The sequence below is a fragment of the Maribacter sp. 1_2014MBL_MicDiv genome, assembly GCF_001865655.1.
In the GTDB taxonomy this organism is placed as follows: Bacteria; Bacteroidota; Bacteroidia; order Flavobacteriales; family Flavobacteriaceae; genus Maribacter; species Maribacter dokdonensis.
The window spans coordinates 584,245-600,323 of sequence record NZ_CP011318.1 but is presented as its reverse complement, the minus strand read 5'-3'; the positions used below and the strand labels follow the sequence as shown (position 1 = coordinate 600,323).

Sequence of the window (16,079 nt, the reverse complement as noted above, 5' to 3'; positions counted from 1 at the left end):
TATAGTTATGAAATTTAGAAATTACCTATTCGTATAATATCGGCGAATATTCCCGAGGCCGTTACAGCAGCGCCCGCACCCGCACCTTTAATTATCATTGGCTGGTTAGGGTATCTTTCAGTGTAGAAAAGAACAATGTTATCACTACCTTCTAAATTATAGAAATCATGACCTTTAGGTATTTCCTGTAATCCTACACTTGCTTTTCCATCATCGAACTGGGCCACATACTTAAGCTTGCTATCGGATTTTTTTGCACTTGAAAACAAAGACTGAAAATGTGGCTCATGCTTAATTAAAGAGGCAAAGAAGTCTTCATTGTTGTCAGTATTTAAACTTTCTTCGGGTAAAAATGGATTGTTTTTTATATCGCTAATTTCTAGTAGATTACCACTTTCGCGCGCTAAAATCAAAATTTTGCGCATGACATCAACACCACTTAAATCAATTTTTGGATCAGGTTCTGTGTAACCCTCTTCCTGAGCCTGTTTCACTACATCATGAAAAGTAGTTTGATCATTGAAATTATTGAAAACAAAGTTTAAACTACCAGAAAGAACAGCTTGTATTTTCAATATTTTATCACCAGAAGCAATCAAATGTTTAAGAGTATCGATTATTGGTAAACCGGCACCAACATTGGTTTCAAATAAAAACGGAGCGTTGTATGTTCTGGCTAAGGATTTTAAATGTGAATAGTTTTCAAATTCAGATGAACATGCAATTTTATTACATGTAACAACAGATATGCTATTGCCCAGATATTCACTGTAGGTTTTTGATACTTCTTCACTGGCTGTGTTATCTACAAAAATACTATTTCGGTAGTTTAGACTATTTACTAAGGCTAAGAATTTGACTTTATCCGCTTTTTCTCCATTCTCAAGTTTGGTAGCCCAATCATTTAAGTCAATTCCTTTTTCATCAAAAAGCATTGTTCTAGAGTTGGACATTCCAATAACTCTAATGTTCAATTTTAAATTCTCTTTTAGGAATTTACGTTGCTCTCTAATTTGCTCTAAAAATTTAGCTCCAACATTACCAACACCCATTACAAATAGGTTCAATTGTTTAATGTTTTCTTCAAAAAACTCCTCGTGCAAAGCGTTTAATGCCTTTTTGACATCTTTTTCGTCAATAATGCAAGAAATATTTCTTTCGGAGGCACCTTGGGCAATTACTCTAATGTTTACATTGTTTTTACCTAAAGTACTGAACATTTTACCGCTTAGACCTTGGTGACTTTTCATGTTATCGCCCACTAAGGCAACAATGGCTAAATCACTTTCAGGAATAACCGTTTTAATGCGTCCCCTTTCAATTTCGTATTCAAAAGCTTCGTTGACGATACTAATTGCCTTTTCTACATCATTGGCAGATATACCTACACAAATAGAATGTTCAGAAGATGCTTGTGTAATTAAAACAACACTTATATCAGCTTGAGAAAGTACTTCGAAAAAACGTTTGGATATTCCTGGTATACCTACCATACCTGGACCTTCTAAAGATAATAGGGCAATGTTGCCAATATGGCTAATACCGCGTACCGTTTTACCTTTTTCGTTTTTAGATTTGGTTATTAAAGTTCCTTTTTCCTCTGGGCTAAAAGTATTTTTTATAACTATGGATATTCCTTTAGATAGAACGGGCTGTATTGTTGGAGGATAAAGTACTTTTGCTCCAAAATGCGATAGTTCCATTGCTTCTTCATAGGAAATATGCGGAATGGCCTTCGCTTGTTTTACCATTTTTGGGTTAGCCGTGTACATACCACTCACATCTGTCCATATTTCCAAAATATCGGCATCTACCGCAGCAGCATAAATAGCAGCGGTATAATCTGAACCACCACGGCCTAACGTAGTAGATATGCCTTCTTCAGATGTGGCTATAAAGCCTGGGCAAACTGAAACCTGTTTTTTTGAAGAATTAAAAAATTCCTCGCAATTAGCGTTGGTTCTGGTGAAATTCACCACATTTTTACCGTTTAGTTTATGTGTGATTATTAATTCTCTACTATCCTTAAAAACGGCATCAAGCTTTTCATTAATTAGATATTCGCTAATGATGTATGAAGAAAGAAGTTCACCGTAACTTACTATTTTGTCAGATAATTTAGGTGTTATTTCTCCAATAAAGTAAGCGCCCTCAAGTAGTGTTTCAAGCACATTAAATTCGCTTTTTACTTTGCTAAGCACCTTGCTTTGAGTGGTAACGGGAACTAACTCTTTAACCGTAGCTAAATGTCTTTCTTCTAATGTGTGTAGTATTTCTTTGTATTTCTGATCTTGTGCAGATGCCAAAGAACCGGCTTGCAATAATAAATCTGTTACACCTCCAAAAGCTGAAACAACCAAAATTATAGGGTCGTTGTATTTAGAGATTATATTTTTAATTTTAACTATATTTTCAGGCTTGGCTACAGATGAACCACCGAATTTTAGAACTTTCATGATGTGTAATGTTGACTTTGTAATTTAAGATATGGCGTAATTAAACACGGGTACGGAGATATATAGTTTTTAACCCCAAAGGGTGAAACGTGCCGTAGCTGTACCATAAGTAATAGTAGCTGAAGTGAAATCTAATGTTATGTCTGTTATATAGCAGTCCATAAATACTAATGGTTGAAAGTCAAAAGTAGTATATTTGATAACTTAAACAAATCATTCCACAATTTTTTACGGAATAGTTATTTTTTAGATATAAATACAATAAAGAATGAAATTATATAGCGCAAAACAAATTTATAAAGCAGATCAGATTTCTATAAAAAAGGAGGAAATTGGTAGTAATGAATTAATGGAACGTGCTGCTTTGCAACTTTTTAATTGGATGCATTTGCGTATGCAAGGAGCTCCAGTGAAAATTCATTTATTCTGTGGAATAGGTAATAACGGGGGCGATGGTATTGCGCTGGCTAGGCATCTTGTGGATCATGGTTATAATTTAGAAGTATATGTTATCAATTATAGTGAAAAGAGGTCAAAAGACTTTTTAATTAACCTAGATCGATTAAAAGATCGAAAAGTTTGGCCGCATTTTATGAATTCTGAAGATGAGCTACCGGCAATAAGTAGGGAAGATATCATTGTGGACGGCATTTTTGGAATAGGTTTAAATAGAAAACCTGATGATTGGGTGATAAAAGTTATTCAGCACTTAAATAATTCTAAGGCATTTATTCTTTCAATTGATATTCCTTCAGGATTGTTCACCGATCAAGGACCTGAAAATTTTGATGCTATTATAAAATCTAATTATGTATTGAGTTTTCAAACTCCCAAACTAGTTTTCTTTTTGCCGGAAACTGGTGGTTTCATTGAACAATGGGAGGTATTGGATATAGGTTTGGATCCTGAGTATTTAATGCAGACCGAAACGGAATATGAGTTAATAGGGAAGAATGAAGTATTGACATTGTATAAGCCTAGGGAAAAATTTGGACATAAGGGTACCTATGGTCATTCATTAATTGTTGGTGGAAGTTATGGGAAAATAGGTTCCGTTTGTCTTTCGTCTAAGGCTGCTCTTTGTGCCGGTAGCGGGTTGGTCACATCCTATGTTCCCAGAATTGGTTATACTATATTGCAGACCGCATTACCCGAAATAATGGTGTTGACAGATCTTGAAGAAAATGAACTTACTGAAATTAAGTTTGATATTGAGCCAAGTGTTGTAGGGATAGGAATGGGAATGGGTACAAGCGATGTGTCTATTAAGGCATTTGCAAGTTTCTTAGCGCAAAATAAATCTCCTTTGGTAATTGACGCAGATGCACTTAATATACTTTCTAAAAAGAAAGAACTGTTAAAAGAGCTTCCTGAAAAAACTATTTTAACGCCTCATCCAAAAGAGTTGGAGCGATTGATCGGTAGTTGGAAAGATGACTTTGAAAAGTTGAAAAAAGTAAAGGAGTTTTCAAAAAAATATAATTGTATTGTAGTTGTAAAGGGTGCACACACTATTGTGGTTTATAATGACAAGGGATATGTAAATACCACTGGTAATCCTGGTATGGCTACAGCAGGAACAGGTGATGTGTTAACAGGTGTAATTACAGGGTTGTTGGCGCAAGGTTACCCGGCACTGGATGCTTCAATCTTTGGGGTCTATTTACATGGCAGATCTGGAGATATAGCCGTAGAGTCTACTGGTTTTCAGTCCTTAACCGCTTCAGATGTTATAGATAATTTGGCAAATGCATATTTGGATTTGTTTAAATTGCCAGAACAACCCGTTACGGAAGAAGAAAATCAGTCCAATCAATAATTCTTAAGAATTCACCCTTCTTTTAACCCATTTTAATGCGTTATCAAATTCTATGAAGAATTTCATAGGCTTTTTGTAAAAAAGTTTTTCGATCTTAAAGTTATGCATGTCGATTTCTTTTACTGAAACGATTGCAAAAGCTTTAAGATTGTCTAGTTGTTTTAAGTAGTTGTAAATGGTTGGGTCAATGGCAAATGAGTGCCTACGTAGACTAATGAACCCAAAATTCTTATCTCTAAAATGAATTTCAGCTATACCAATAATTTGGTAAGCTCTTTCTAATGTTAATGTAGCGCCCTCGTCAAAGATGGATACCATGTAATTCTCATAAACCTGAATTTTGCCTGTTTCTAATTCGTACTCTCGCACAATTACTTTTTTCTTGGTAGATCCAACTTTCATTCTTTCAGTATTAATATAGTGTGTCTTGAGCGAAAGTAAAGTGAACTACAATCTTTGTGCAAAATTTTAGTTTAAACGCGAAAATATCGTTCGTACTGCGTATAGCTATGAATGGCTGTATTTCTATTCTTACGACTTAGAAGGTATTGTACGAAAAAAGAGCCCTAACAAGGGCTCTTTTTTTATACTGTAAAATTGAGAAAATCTATGTTTTAGGAGACTCTTCCTCGGCTTTTTCAATCTTAATGGTCAATTCTTCGCTCTTTTTGTCAAGATCAATATAAATACTGTCACCTTCCTTAAGCTTGGAATTCACTATTTCTTCCGCTAAGGCATCTTCAATGTATTTTTGAATTGCTCTTTTTAGCGGTCTTGCACCATACTGCTTATCAAAACCTTTCTCAGCAATATAGTCTTTTGCTTCGTCGGTAAGATTCAAGTGATAACCAATATCCTTGATTCTCTTGAACAATTTAGCTAGTTCTATGTCAATGATCTTATGAATGTCCTCTCTTTCCAGGGCATTGAATACAATAACATCATCAATTCTATTTAAAAACTCTGGGGCAAACGCTTTCTTTAAGGCATTTTCAATAACACCTTTCTGGTGAGCATCTTCCTGAGATTTTTTTGCAGCTGTACCAAAACCTACACCTTGTCCAAAATCTTTTAATTGTCTAGCTCCAATATTGGAGGTCATAATAATGATAGTATTTCTAAAGTCGATCTTACGACCTAAACTATCTGTTAAGAAACCATCATCCAATACCTGTAAAAGCATATTGAAAACATCTGGGTGTGCCTTTTCAACCTCATCCAAAAGTATTACCGAATACGGTTTTCTTCTAACTTTTTCTGTTAGTTGACCACCTTCTTCATAACCTACATATCCTGGAGGGGCACCTACCAATCTAGAGATGGCAAACTTCTCCATATACTCACTCATATCAATACGTATAAGTGCGTCTTCAGAATCAAAAAGTTCTTTTGCCAATACTTTGGCAAGTTGGGTTTTACCAACACCGGTCTGACCTAAAAATATAAATGAGCCAATTGGCTTGTTGGGATCTTTAAGTCCCGCTCTATTACGCTGTATAGCTTTGGAAACCTTTGCAACGGCATCGTTTTGACCAATAACATTAGATTTGATCAATTCTGGTAGACCAGCTAATTTATTACTTTCTGTTTGCGCTATTCTATTAACAGGTATACCGCTCATCATTGAAACAACATCGGCAACATTTTCTTCGCTAACGGTTTCTTTGTTCAGTTTACTGTCATCTTCCCATCGCTCTTGGGCTATGGCAAGTTCTTTTTCCAGACTCTTTTCGTCATCACGTAATTTAGCAGCTTCTTCGTATTTCTGCTTTTTTACCACACTGTTCTTAAGTTCACGAACATCTTCCAATTTCTTTTCTAATTCAAGAATTTGCTTTGGAACATCCATATTAACAATGTGTACTCTAGATCCAGCTTCATCTAAAGCATCGATAGCCTTGTCCGGTAAAAAACGATCGGTCATGTACCTATTTGTAAGTTTTACGCAAGCTTCAATAGCTTCGTCAGTATAGGTTACATTATGGTGGTCTTCGTATTTACCTTTAATATTATGTAGAATCTCTACTGTTTCTTCAACAGAAGTAGGTTCTACAATAACCTTTTGAAAACGTCTTTCTAGGGCACCATCTTTTTCAATATATTGTCTGTATTCATCTAAAGTAGTTGCACCAATACATTGAATTTCGCCTCTTGCCAATGCAGGTTTAAACATATTTGAAGCATCTAAACTTCCAGTTGCGCCACCGGCACCAACAATAGTATGAATTTCATCTATGAATAAAATGACATCATCATTCTTTTCAAGTTCGTTCATGACCGCTTTCATGCGTTCTTCAAACTGTCCTCTGTATTTAGTCCCGGCAACCAAAGAAGCAAGGTCAAGTGTTACCACTCTTTTATTGTACAGAATTCTTGAAACTTTTTTATTGATTATTCGAAGTGCAAGACCCTCTGCAATGGCACTTTTACCAACACCTGGCTCACCAATTAACAGTGGATTGTTCTTTTTTCTTCGGCTAAGAATTTGTGAAACCCTTTCAATTTCTTTTTCTCTACCAACAACAGGGTCCAGTTTATTTTCCTCTGCCATCTGTGTAAGGTCCCTACCAAAATTATCCAGAACCGGAGTTTTAGATTTTTTGGCACCTTTTTGATTAGAAGCAGAGCCAAAGGTGCTTTCTTTTCCTTCATTGGACTCTTCAGAGTCACTTGGAAAAGATTCGGCCGTTGGGCCATCTACCATATCGTCATCACTTGTAATCATAAATTTAAACTGTTCTTTAACACCGTCGTAATCGACCTTAAGTTTATGTAAAAGTTTTGTTGTAGGATCGTTTTCATTTCTAAGGATACAAAGTAGAAGGTGCGCAGTATTTATAGAAGAACTTTGAAAAAGTTTAGCTTCTAAAAAAGTTGTTTTTAAAGCACGTTCAGCTTGTCTTGTCAAATGCAAGTTCTTTTTATCTTTTTGTACGCCACTAGCGTTAGGGTTAGAAGGACTTAGGATTTCTACCTTTCTACGTAAGTGTTCTAAATCGACTTCTAAAGCATCTAAAATGCTAATGGCCTTCCCGTTTCCATCTCTAAGAAGCCCAAGCATGAGGTGCTCGGTACCGATAAAATCGTGACCAAGTCGCAATGCTTCCTCCTTGCTATAAGCAATAACATCCTTTACTCTTGGGGAAAAATTATCATCCATATACTATATTATCTTCTATAAAATTACTAAATCTCATCCAATCATTGGCAAATACCGTACCTATAATCGTTAAAGTTATTGTAAAAGCCATTAAAACCCGCTTTAATAAGTACGAAATTAGCGGATAAAGTAAAAATTAACATAACTCTGCCAAGTGTTAATAAAAATTAATATTATTAAATCCACATATTCTTGAAACGCCTAGGATTTAAGTATATTGGCATGCTTTTTTACTAATTAAAAAACAGAAGATTTTAAAATGGCTGACGGTGAAAAATTGATTCCCATTAATATTGAAGAGGAAATGAAATCTGCCTACATTGATTACTCAATGTCGGTCATTGTGTCACGTGCCCTGCCAGATGTTAGGGACGGATTAAAACCCGTACACAGAAGAGTTCTTTTCGGAATGCATGAATTAGGAGTTAGAAGTAATAGCTCACATAAGAAATCTGCACGTATTGTAGGGGAAGTTTTAGGTAAGTACCACCCACATGGTGATACTTCTGTATATGATACCATGGTGCGTATGGCTCAAGAATGGAGTTTACGCTACATGCTTGTAGATGGTCAAGGTAACTTTGGATCAATAGACGGTGATAGTCCTGCAGCAATGCGTTATACGGAAGCCCGTATGCGTAAAATTGCAGATGACATGTTGGCTGATATTGATAAAGAAACAGTTGATCATCAATTGAATTTTGATGATTCTTTAAAAGAACCTACGGTTTTGCCAACAAGGGTGCCAAACCTTTTAGTGAACGGTGCGTCTGGTATTGCGGTAGGTATGGCTACCAATATGCCTCCTCATAATTTATCTGAAGTGGTAGATGGTACGGTGGCCTATATTGATAATAATGAAATTGAAATAGACGAGCTGATCACCCATATTAAAGCACCAGATTTTCCAACCGGTGGTATTATATATGGTTATGATGGCGTTAAAGAGGCTTTTCATACAGGTAGAGGTCGTGTAAAAATACGTGCAAAGGCTAGCTTTGAAGAGGTTCAGGGAAGGGAGTGTATTGTGGTTACAGAGATTCCTTATCAGGTGAACAAGGCAGATATGATCAAGAAAACTGCCGATCTTGTTAATGATAAAAAGATAGAGGGTATCTCTAACATTAGAGATGAATCTGACCGTAACGGTATGCGTATCGTTTACATTTTAAAGAGAGATGCTATTCCTAATATAGTATTGAACATGTTGTACAAGTATACGGCATTGCAATCCTCATTTAGTGTAAATAATATTGCATTGGTAAATGGTAGACCGCAGTTGTTGAATGTCAAGGAAATGATACATCATTTTGTTGAGCATAGACATGAAGTAGTGGTTAGGCGTACTCAGTTCGAGTTGAAAAAAGCTGAAGATCGTGCCCATATACTAGAAGGTTTAATAATTGCTTCTGATAATATAGATGAGGTAATTGCAATAATAAGAGCTTCCAATAATGCTGATGAGGCAAGGAACAACTTAATTGAACGCTTTAAATTAAGTGAGATTCAAGCCAAGGCCATTGTTGAAATGCGTTTACGTCAGTTGACAGGTCTGGAGCAAGATAAGCTTAGAACCGAGTATGATGAAATTATGCTTCTTATTGCCGATTTAAAAGATATTCTTGATAAAAAGGAGCGAAGAATGCAAATCATCAAAGATGAGCTTCTTGAGGTTAAGGAAAAGTATGGCGATGAAAGAAGGTCTGTAATCAATGTAGCAGGTGGAGATCTTAGCATGGAAGATATGATTCCAGATGAGCAAGTGGTAATTACCATTTCTCACGCAGGTTATATCAAGAGAACTCCTTTGACCGAGTACAAAACGCAAAATAGAGGTGGTGTAGGTCAAAAAGCATCCTCAACCAGAAATGAAGATTTCTTAGAGCATTTGTTCGTTGGTACCAACCACCAATATATGTTGTTCTTTACGCAAAAAGGAAAATGTTTCTGGATGCGCGTGTTTGAAATACCTGAAGGTAGTAGAACGTCTAAAGGTAGGGCAATTCAGAACCTGATAAATATAGAACAGGATGATAGCGTAAAGGCGTTCATTTGTACGCAAGATTTAAAGGATGAAGATTACATAAATGCACATTATGTGATTATGGCTACTAAAAAAGGTGTAGTTAAGAAAACATCTTTAGAGCAATATTCAAGACCACGTCAAAATGGTATCAATGCCATTACCGTTCGAGATGGTGATGAGTTGCTAGAAGCTAAGTTGACCACGGGAACAAGTCAAATATTCCTTGGACTTAAGTCTGGTAAGGCAATTAGGTTTGAAGAAAGTAAAACTAGACCAATGGGTAGAAATGCTTCTGGTGTTAGAGGTGTAACTTTGGCAAATGATGAAGACGAAGTAATCGGTATGGTGTCGGTTCATAATTTTGAGGAAGAAATTTTAGTTGTTTCTGAAAAAGGTTATGGAAAAAGATCTAGTATAGAAGATTATAGGGTTACCAATAGAGGAGGTAAAGGGGTTAAGACTATTAGTGTTACTGATAAAACGGGCGGACTTGTAGCTATTAAAAACGTTACCGACTCTGATGATTTAATGATTATCAACAAATCTGGAATAGCAATTCGTATGAGCGTAGAGGATTTACGTGTTATGGGAAGAGCTACACAAGGTGTTAGGTTGATCAATATTAAAGGTAACGACTCTATTGCTGCCGTTGCTAAGGTTATGAAGGATGAAGATGATCTTGAAGAATCTGAAATCCTTGATATTGAAGTGAATACGGAGGGTGCAACTGAAGTAAATGATACTGAAGAAAAAGATGGCACAGAGATTGATAATCCTGATACCGAAGAATAAACTTAAATAATAAACACTAATAATTAATATATTAAAAATGAAAAATAGGTTATTACTTGTAGCGGCACTGACATTTACTATGGTCGGTTTTGCTCAAAAGAATGAAATAAAGTCTGCGGAAAAGGCATTAAAATCTGGCGATGCTACAGCAGCCAAAACTGCTATTGAAGCTGCTTCAGGTACTATTGCTGCAGCTGATGAGAAAACTCAGGCGCAATATTACTTTACAAGAGGTAAAATTTATAGCGATTTAGCCAAAAAAGGAGATAATGATGCATTTGAAAAATCTGCGAATTCTTTCAAAAAGGTTATTGAGATAGAAGAAGCTTCTGGTAAACAAAAATATTCTTCTGAGACTAACCAATATATGGCAGCTTTGACTGCAGATTTGGTTAACTCTGCGGTTAGCGATAACAGTAACAATAAGTTTAAAGAAGCGGCTGAGAAGTTGTATATGAGCTATACATTGAGTCCTAAGGATACATCTTACTTGTACTATGCTGCAGGTAGTGCTGTAAACGGTGGTCATTATGAAATGGCGTTAGATTATTATAACAAACTACAAGAAGTAGGTTATGATGGTAGCGGTGTTGTGTATAAGGCTACGAATGCGGCTTCAGGTGAAGTTGAGGAGATGGATAAAGTTCAACGTGACCTTATGGTGAAATCTGGTACTTATACCAATCCTGTAGATGAAAAAACGCCATCTAAAAAAGCTGAAATTGTTAAGAATACAGCATTGATCTACACTCAATTAGGGCAAGATGAAAAAGCTTTAGAAGCATATCAGGCAGCTAGAAAAAATGATCCAGAAGATGTAAATCTTATTTTAAACGAAGCAAACCTTTATTTCAATCAAGGAAATAAAGATAAGTTTAAAGAATTAATGGCTCAGGCAATAGCACTTGCACCAGATAATCCAGATTTACATTACAACGTTGGTGTAATTAGCATGGAGCAAGACAATTATGAAGATGCTCGTGTATCTTACAAAAAAGCGATAGAGCTTGATTCTAAATATACCAATGCATATTTAAATCTTTCTACAACCTATGTAAATGAAGGTAACAATCTTATTGATGAAATGAACTCTTTAGGTAATAGTAGAGCGGATATTGCCAAGTATGATGAATTGAAAGAGAAAAAGGATAGCTTGTTCAAGCAAGGTGCAGATGTTTTGGAAGATGCATTGAAGAACAACCCTGGTAATGAAAATATCATGACACAGCTTAAGAATATTTATGGAGCTATGGGTGATACTGAAAACTTTACTAGAATAAAGAAGTTGTTAGGAGAGTAATTCTAACTTACAGCAAAATGAAAAAGGCCCTAATTAGGGCCTTTTTTTATACAACTTTTTTAATGACTCTTAATTGATGCGTGTATGTTCTAAGGTCATTATTGAAAATACCGGTATGGTCTAAGCGATCTACTCTTACTTTACCATTTACATGAATTACATAATTATCCTCCATTATGATGCCTACATGGTCAATATCCCCATTAGCGTTATCAAAGAATGCCAAGTCTCCAGCCTCACTTTCTTCTACAAAACTTAATGCGGTACCTTGTTTAGATTGGCTTTCTGCCGTTCTTAGAAGATGGTAGCCGTTTATTCTATATACCATTTGGGCAAAGCCGGCACTGTCTATACCAAAAGGCGTTTTTCCATCTTTAAGTTCGGGTGAGTTTAGGTATAACAATGCGGTTTTTATCAGCTCTTCCTTTGGTTGCTCTGTATTTGTAAATGTTCCATTGAATGTAATGGGTAAAGAAGCAATTTCTGGTATGCATGACCCTATTAGAATTGGTGTTAAAACTTTATTATGGTCTTCAACAAAAGAAATTAAATCTGAGACATATTTCAATTCCTTTCTAGTTTGAATATCATTGAATTCATCTTCAGGTATAAACATAAGTTGGCTATTCATGATCCAACCTTCACATTTGTCAAGGACAGTTTTTATCCTGGACCAGTTTTTTCTGCATTCTAAAACCTTGTAATGCTCCCCGAACAAAAGTTGTGTTACCAGTTCAGATGCCTCATCGGGCATGCTTCGTACAGGTAGAATACTTAAAAAACAAATTCCGTATTGCATGAATGTTATTTAAAACTTAAGCTCTTTCGACAATGATTGCCGATGCGCCTCCACCGCCATTACAAATGGCTGCAGCACCTAGTTTTGCGTTATTTTGCTCCAATACATTTAGTAATGTAATCAATATACGTGCGCCAGAACATCCTAATGGGTGACCTAGAGAAACGGCACCGCCATTTACATTGACGTTTTTATCGTTCAAGCCTAATATTTTCATATTTGCGAGTCCAACTACGGAGAATGCTTCATTAAATTCAAAGAAATCTATTTCTTCCAATTTTAAATTAGCCTTCGCTAGCGCTTTCGGTAATGCTTTTGCCGGTGCTGTAGTAAACCATTCTGGTTCATGCGCTGCATCTGCATAGCTTTTTATTGTTGCTAAAGGTGTAAGATCTAGTTCAAGGGCTTTTTCTTTGCTCATTAAGACTAATGCTGCGGCACCGTCATTAATGGTAGAGGCATTGGCAGCGGTAACTGTGCCTTCTTTAGAAAATGCCGGTCTTAAATTGGGTATTTTGTCAATAAATACGTTTGAGTATTCTTCATCTTTAGTAACCATTTTTGGTTCACCACGTCTTTGCGGAACAGCTACGGGAATAACCTCATTATCGAATTTACCGTTTTCCCAAGCTTCTGAAGATCTTTTGTATGATTGAATGGCGTAGGCATCTTGATCTTCTCTGCTAAATTCATATTTAGTGGCGCAAGCATCTGCACACACGCCCATTGCATTTTGATCATATGCATCAACCAAGCCATCTTTTTGCATTCCGTCTATTAAAGTAGAAGGACCAAATTTTGTTCCGGTTCTCATATGTACGTAATGCGGTATAAGACTCATATTTTCCATTCCGCCCGCAACTACAATATCGGCATCACCCAAAGCAATTGCTTGAGCCCCTTGCATTACGGCCTTCATGCCCGAAGCACAAACTTTATTTATGGTTGTACAAGGAACGTTATTTGGTATGCCGGCAAATATTGCAGCTTGTCTAGCCGGTGCTTGTCCAGTACCGGCTTGAACTACATTGCCCATTAATACTTCGTCTACTACATCTGGACTAAGATCAATTTTTTTTAAAGCACCTTCAATAGCTATGGCTCCTAATTTTGGAGCTGGTATTGTGGATAATCCGCCCATAAAACTACCTATAGGGGTTCTTACGGCTGAAACAATAACTACCTCTTTCATGTTTTTAAATTTAGATGAAACGAAATTACTAAATTCTAAAGCAACCCAAGTGATATCATCTCAATTACTAGTTATCAGTTTATTATTTTCTATTTTTGAAGAACCTAATACAATTTTCTTTTGGATAATCTTTTCAAACAGCAATCGCTCATTTTCAAATATATACTCTATGTAGTAGCGGTTGCATTTATAGTATTCTTCTTGCCCAAAGGAGGTAAATTTAAATATGAGTTTCAAAAAGGAAAACCGTGGCAGTTTGAAAACCTGTATGCCCCTTTTGATTTTTCTATTCAAAAGACCGATGCTGAAATAGCTAAGGAAAAGCAAATTATAGAAAATAATCAATTACCTTACTATAGTTATGATGAGGGTATAGTAGAAAAAGTTAGAGAGTCGTTTGATGATGAATTTGAGTCTCAATGGGGAAATACAGAGCTGACTAGAAACCAAAAAAGCCGATTAAAATATTTTGCCCAAGTCATTTTAGATTCTGTTTATGCAAAGGGAATATTACAGAATAATGGCAAACAGGTACAACGTAATTTCATTTATTTGGTAAAGGGAAATGAGGCAAGTAAAGTACGCGTTTCAGATTTTTTAAAGGTAAGTGAAATCAATAACCTGGTTAGCGCTATACTTGATGATAATAATTTCAGCGCATTTGAAAAGGAAATACAAGCCTTATTTTTTGATATTATTGAACCTAATGTAAGTTTTGATAATAATCTCACCCAAAAAGCTAGGGCAGAGGCGTTGTCAAAACTTTCTTATACGCGTGGTACCGTTGATCAAGGCCGTTTGATCATAGCTAAAGGAGAAGTGGTAGAGGCAGAAAATTTAAAGATTTTGGAGTCTTTAAAGTCAGAGTATGAGTCTGAATTGTGGACTGCCAATAATTATTACTTTATTTTAATAGGTTATACCGTTCTAGTGGCATTGGTATTGATCATGCTATTTTTATTCCTAAAAAAGTATAGAAGAACCGTTTATGAAAACAACGTAAAAGTCACTTTTATATTTTTCAATATTTTATTAATGGTATTTGTAACCACAATGGTTATAAAGTATAATGAACAATTGGTTTTTGTTGTCCCGTTATGTATTCTACCGTTGATCCTAAAAACTTTTTTTGACGCAAGATTAGGGTTATTTGTACATGTCTTGACCATACTTATTCTTGGTTTTGTGGTACCTAATAGTTTTGAATATATATTTCTTCAGATTATTACGGGAATAGTTACTATTCTAACGGTGTCGGAATTATACAAAAGGGCTAACCTTTTTGTTAGCGTAGGGCAGATTACATTAATATATATTATAGGTTATTTGGCTTTTCATACCATCCATGAGGGAGACTTAAGTGATATTGAATGGTATACCTTGGGTCTTTTTCTTCTAAATGGAATGATTACGCTGTTTGTTCAGCCTTTGATCTATATCTACGAGAAAGTTTTTGGATTGGTGTCCGATGTGTCCTTATTAGAGCTTTCCGATACCAATTCCAAACTATTAAAAGAATTAAGCAATAAGGCTCCGGGAACATTTCACCACTCTTTACAGGTAGCCAATTTAGCTGAGGCTGCGGCCAATGAAATTGGTGCTAATGCCATGCTGGTAAGGGTAGGGGCATTGTATCATGATATCGGTAAGATGAACGACCCTACTTATTTTACTGAAAACCAAGTAACCAATGTAAACCCGCACGATGAACTTAGTCCAAAAGACAGTGCTAGAATTATCGTGGACCATGTAATAAAAGGCATTGAAATCGCCAGAAAGAATAATATTCCCGATCGAGTTATAGATTTTATACGTTCTCACCATGGTACTACTTTGGTATTCTATTTCTATAAGAAGCAAAAAGAAATTGATGAAAATGTAAACGAAGAGGATTTTAGATATCCAGGGCCTTTACCTTTTTCAAGGGAGACTGCAATTCTTATGATGGCAGATTCAGTAGAAGCAGCATCAAAAAGTTTAAAGAACCCAACATTTTTAATTATAGATGAGTTTGTCGACAAAATAATTTCTGGTCAAATGAAGGCAAATCAGTTTTTGAATGCGGACATTACGTTCAAAGAAATAGAGACTATCAAGAAAATCTTCAAACAGAAGCTTATAAATATTTATCATTTACGTGTGGAATATCCTGAGTAACAGCAAGATATTTTTTTATTAAAAAAAAACGTAAAAATTGTTGTGTATAATCAGTTATACTTACTACATTTGCATCCGCTATTTAGAGCAACAAGTTCATTGAAGAATTACTGGAGAGGTGCCTGAGTGGCCGAAAGGAGCGGTTTGCTAAATCGTCGTAGGTGGAAACACTTACCCAGGGTTCGAATCCCTGTCTCTCCGCAACAGTATGTTGAGAGACATATTTTTTGATAACCAATTCGGGGTGTAGCGTAGCCCGGTTATCGCGCCGCGTTTGGGACGCGGAGGTCGCAGGTTCGAATCCTGCCACCCCGACTTTAACATTTTGTTAACATTTAAAACCTGATAATCAATTGATTGTCAGGTTTTTATTTTTAA

General features: G+C 35.9%; 9 protein-coding genes and 2 tRNA genes. 6 read left to right on the top strand and 5 right to left on the bottom strand.

The window, feature by feature from the left end; genetic code table 11:
• Window positions 1-14 precede the first annotated feature (14 nt).
• Window positions 15-2,456: a bifunctional aspartate kinase/homoserine dehydrogenase I gene (gene thrA, locus YQ22_RS02430; RefSeq protein WP_071339941.1), complete on the bottom strand. Its 2,442-nt coding sequence runs from the start codon at window positions 2,454-2,456 to the stop codon at window positions 15-17.
• A gap of 268 nt (window positions 2,457-2,724) precedes the next feature.
• Between thrA and YQ22_RS02425 the strand changes: the two genes are divergently transcribed.
• Window positions 2,725-4,275, top strand: coding sequence for a bifunctional ADP-dependent NAD(P)H-hydrate dehydratase/NAD(P)H-hydrate epimerase (locus tag YQ22_RS02425; RefSeq protein WP_071339940.1), 1,551 nt, complete (start codon window positions 2,725-2,727; stop codon window positions 4,273-4,275).
• Between the two features lie 3 nt (window positions 4,276-4,278).
• Here YQ22_RS02425 and YQ22_RS02420 read toward each other — a convergent pair whose 3' ends face one another.
• Entirely contained in the window at window positions 4,279-4,677 is a 399-nt protein-coding gene (locus YQ22_RS02420; protein WP_058105376.1) for a hypothetical protein, read from the bottom strand.
• Window positions 4,678-4,882: 205 nt separating this feature from the next.
• Window positions 4,883-7,435, bottom strand: a complete 2,553-nt coding sequence (locus tag YQ22_RS02415) for an ATP-dependent Clp protease ATP-binding subunit (RefSeq protein WP_071339939.1) — start codon at window positions 7,433-7,435, stop codon at window positions 4,883-4,885.
• A 259-nt stretch (window positions 7,436-7,694) separates the two neighbouring features.
• On the opposite strand from YQ22_RS02415, the gene gyrA reads away from it, so the two are divergent.
• Together gyrA and YQ22_RS02405 are read left to right on the top strand one after the other, a co-directional pair.
• The gene (gene gyrA, locus YQ22_RS02410; RefSeq protein WP_071339938.1) at window positions 7,695-10,253 is read left to right on the top strand and encodes a DNA gyrase subunit A; all 2,559 of its coding nucleotides are present in this window, start codon (window positions 7,695-7,697) and stop codon (window positions 10,251-10,253) included.
• A gap of 37 nt (window positions 10,254-10,290) precedes the next feature.
• Window positions 10,291-11,553, top strand: coding sequence for a tetratricopeptide repeat protein (locus YQ22_RS02405; RefSeq protein ID WP_071339937.1), 1,263 nt, complete (start codon window positions 10,291-10,293; stop codon window positions 11,551-11,553).
• 46 nt (window positions 11,554-11,599) lie between these two features.
• Here the strand turns inward: YQ22_RS02405 and YQ22_RS02400 are convergent, their stop codons facing one another.
• Both YQ22_RS02400 and YQ22_RS02395 read right to left on the bottom strand, forming a co-directional pair.
• A complete protein-coding gene (locus YQ22_RS02400) occupies window positions 11,600-12,352 on the bottom strand; it encodes a C40 family peptidase (protein ID WP_071339936.1) in 753 nt (250 codons plus the stop codon).
• Window positions 12,353-12,368: 16 nt separating this feature from the next.
• Window positions 12,369-13,544: an acetyl-CoA C-acyltransferase gene (locus tag YQ22_RS02395; protein ID WP_071339935.1), complete on the bottom strand. Its 1,176-nt coding sequence runs from the start codon at window positions 13,542-13,544 to the stop codon at window positions 12,369-12,371.
• A gap of 120 nt (window positions 13,545-13,664) precedes the next feature.
• Between YQ22_RS02395 and YQ22_RS02390 the strand changes: the two genes are divergently transcribed.
• The 3 genes from YQ22_RS02390 (at window position 13,665) to YQ22_RS02380 (ending at window position 16,016) form a co-directional block, all read left to right on the top strand.
• Window positions 13,665-15,701, top strand: coding sequence for an HD family phosphohydrolase (locus YQ22_RS02390; protein WP_071339934.1), 2,037 nt, complete (start codon window positions 13,665-13,667; stop codon window positions 15,699-15,701).
• A gap of 112 nt (window positions 15,702-15,813) precedes the next feature.
• Window positions 15,814-15,902, top strand: a tRNA-Ser gene (locus YQ22_RS02385).
• A gap of 39 nt (window positions 15,903-15,941) precedes the next feature.
• Window positions 15,942-16,016: transfer RNA gene (locus tag YQ22_RS02380), tRNA-Pro, on the top strand.
• Window positions 16,017-16,079: the final 63 nt, after the last annotated feature.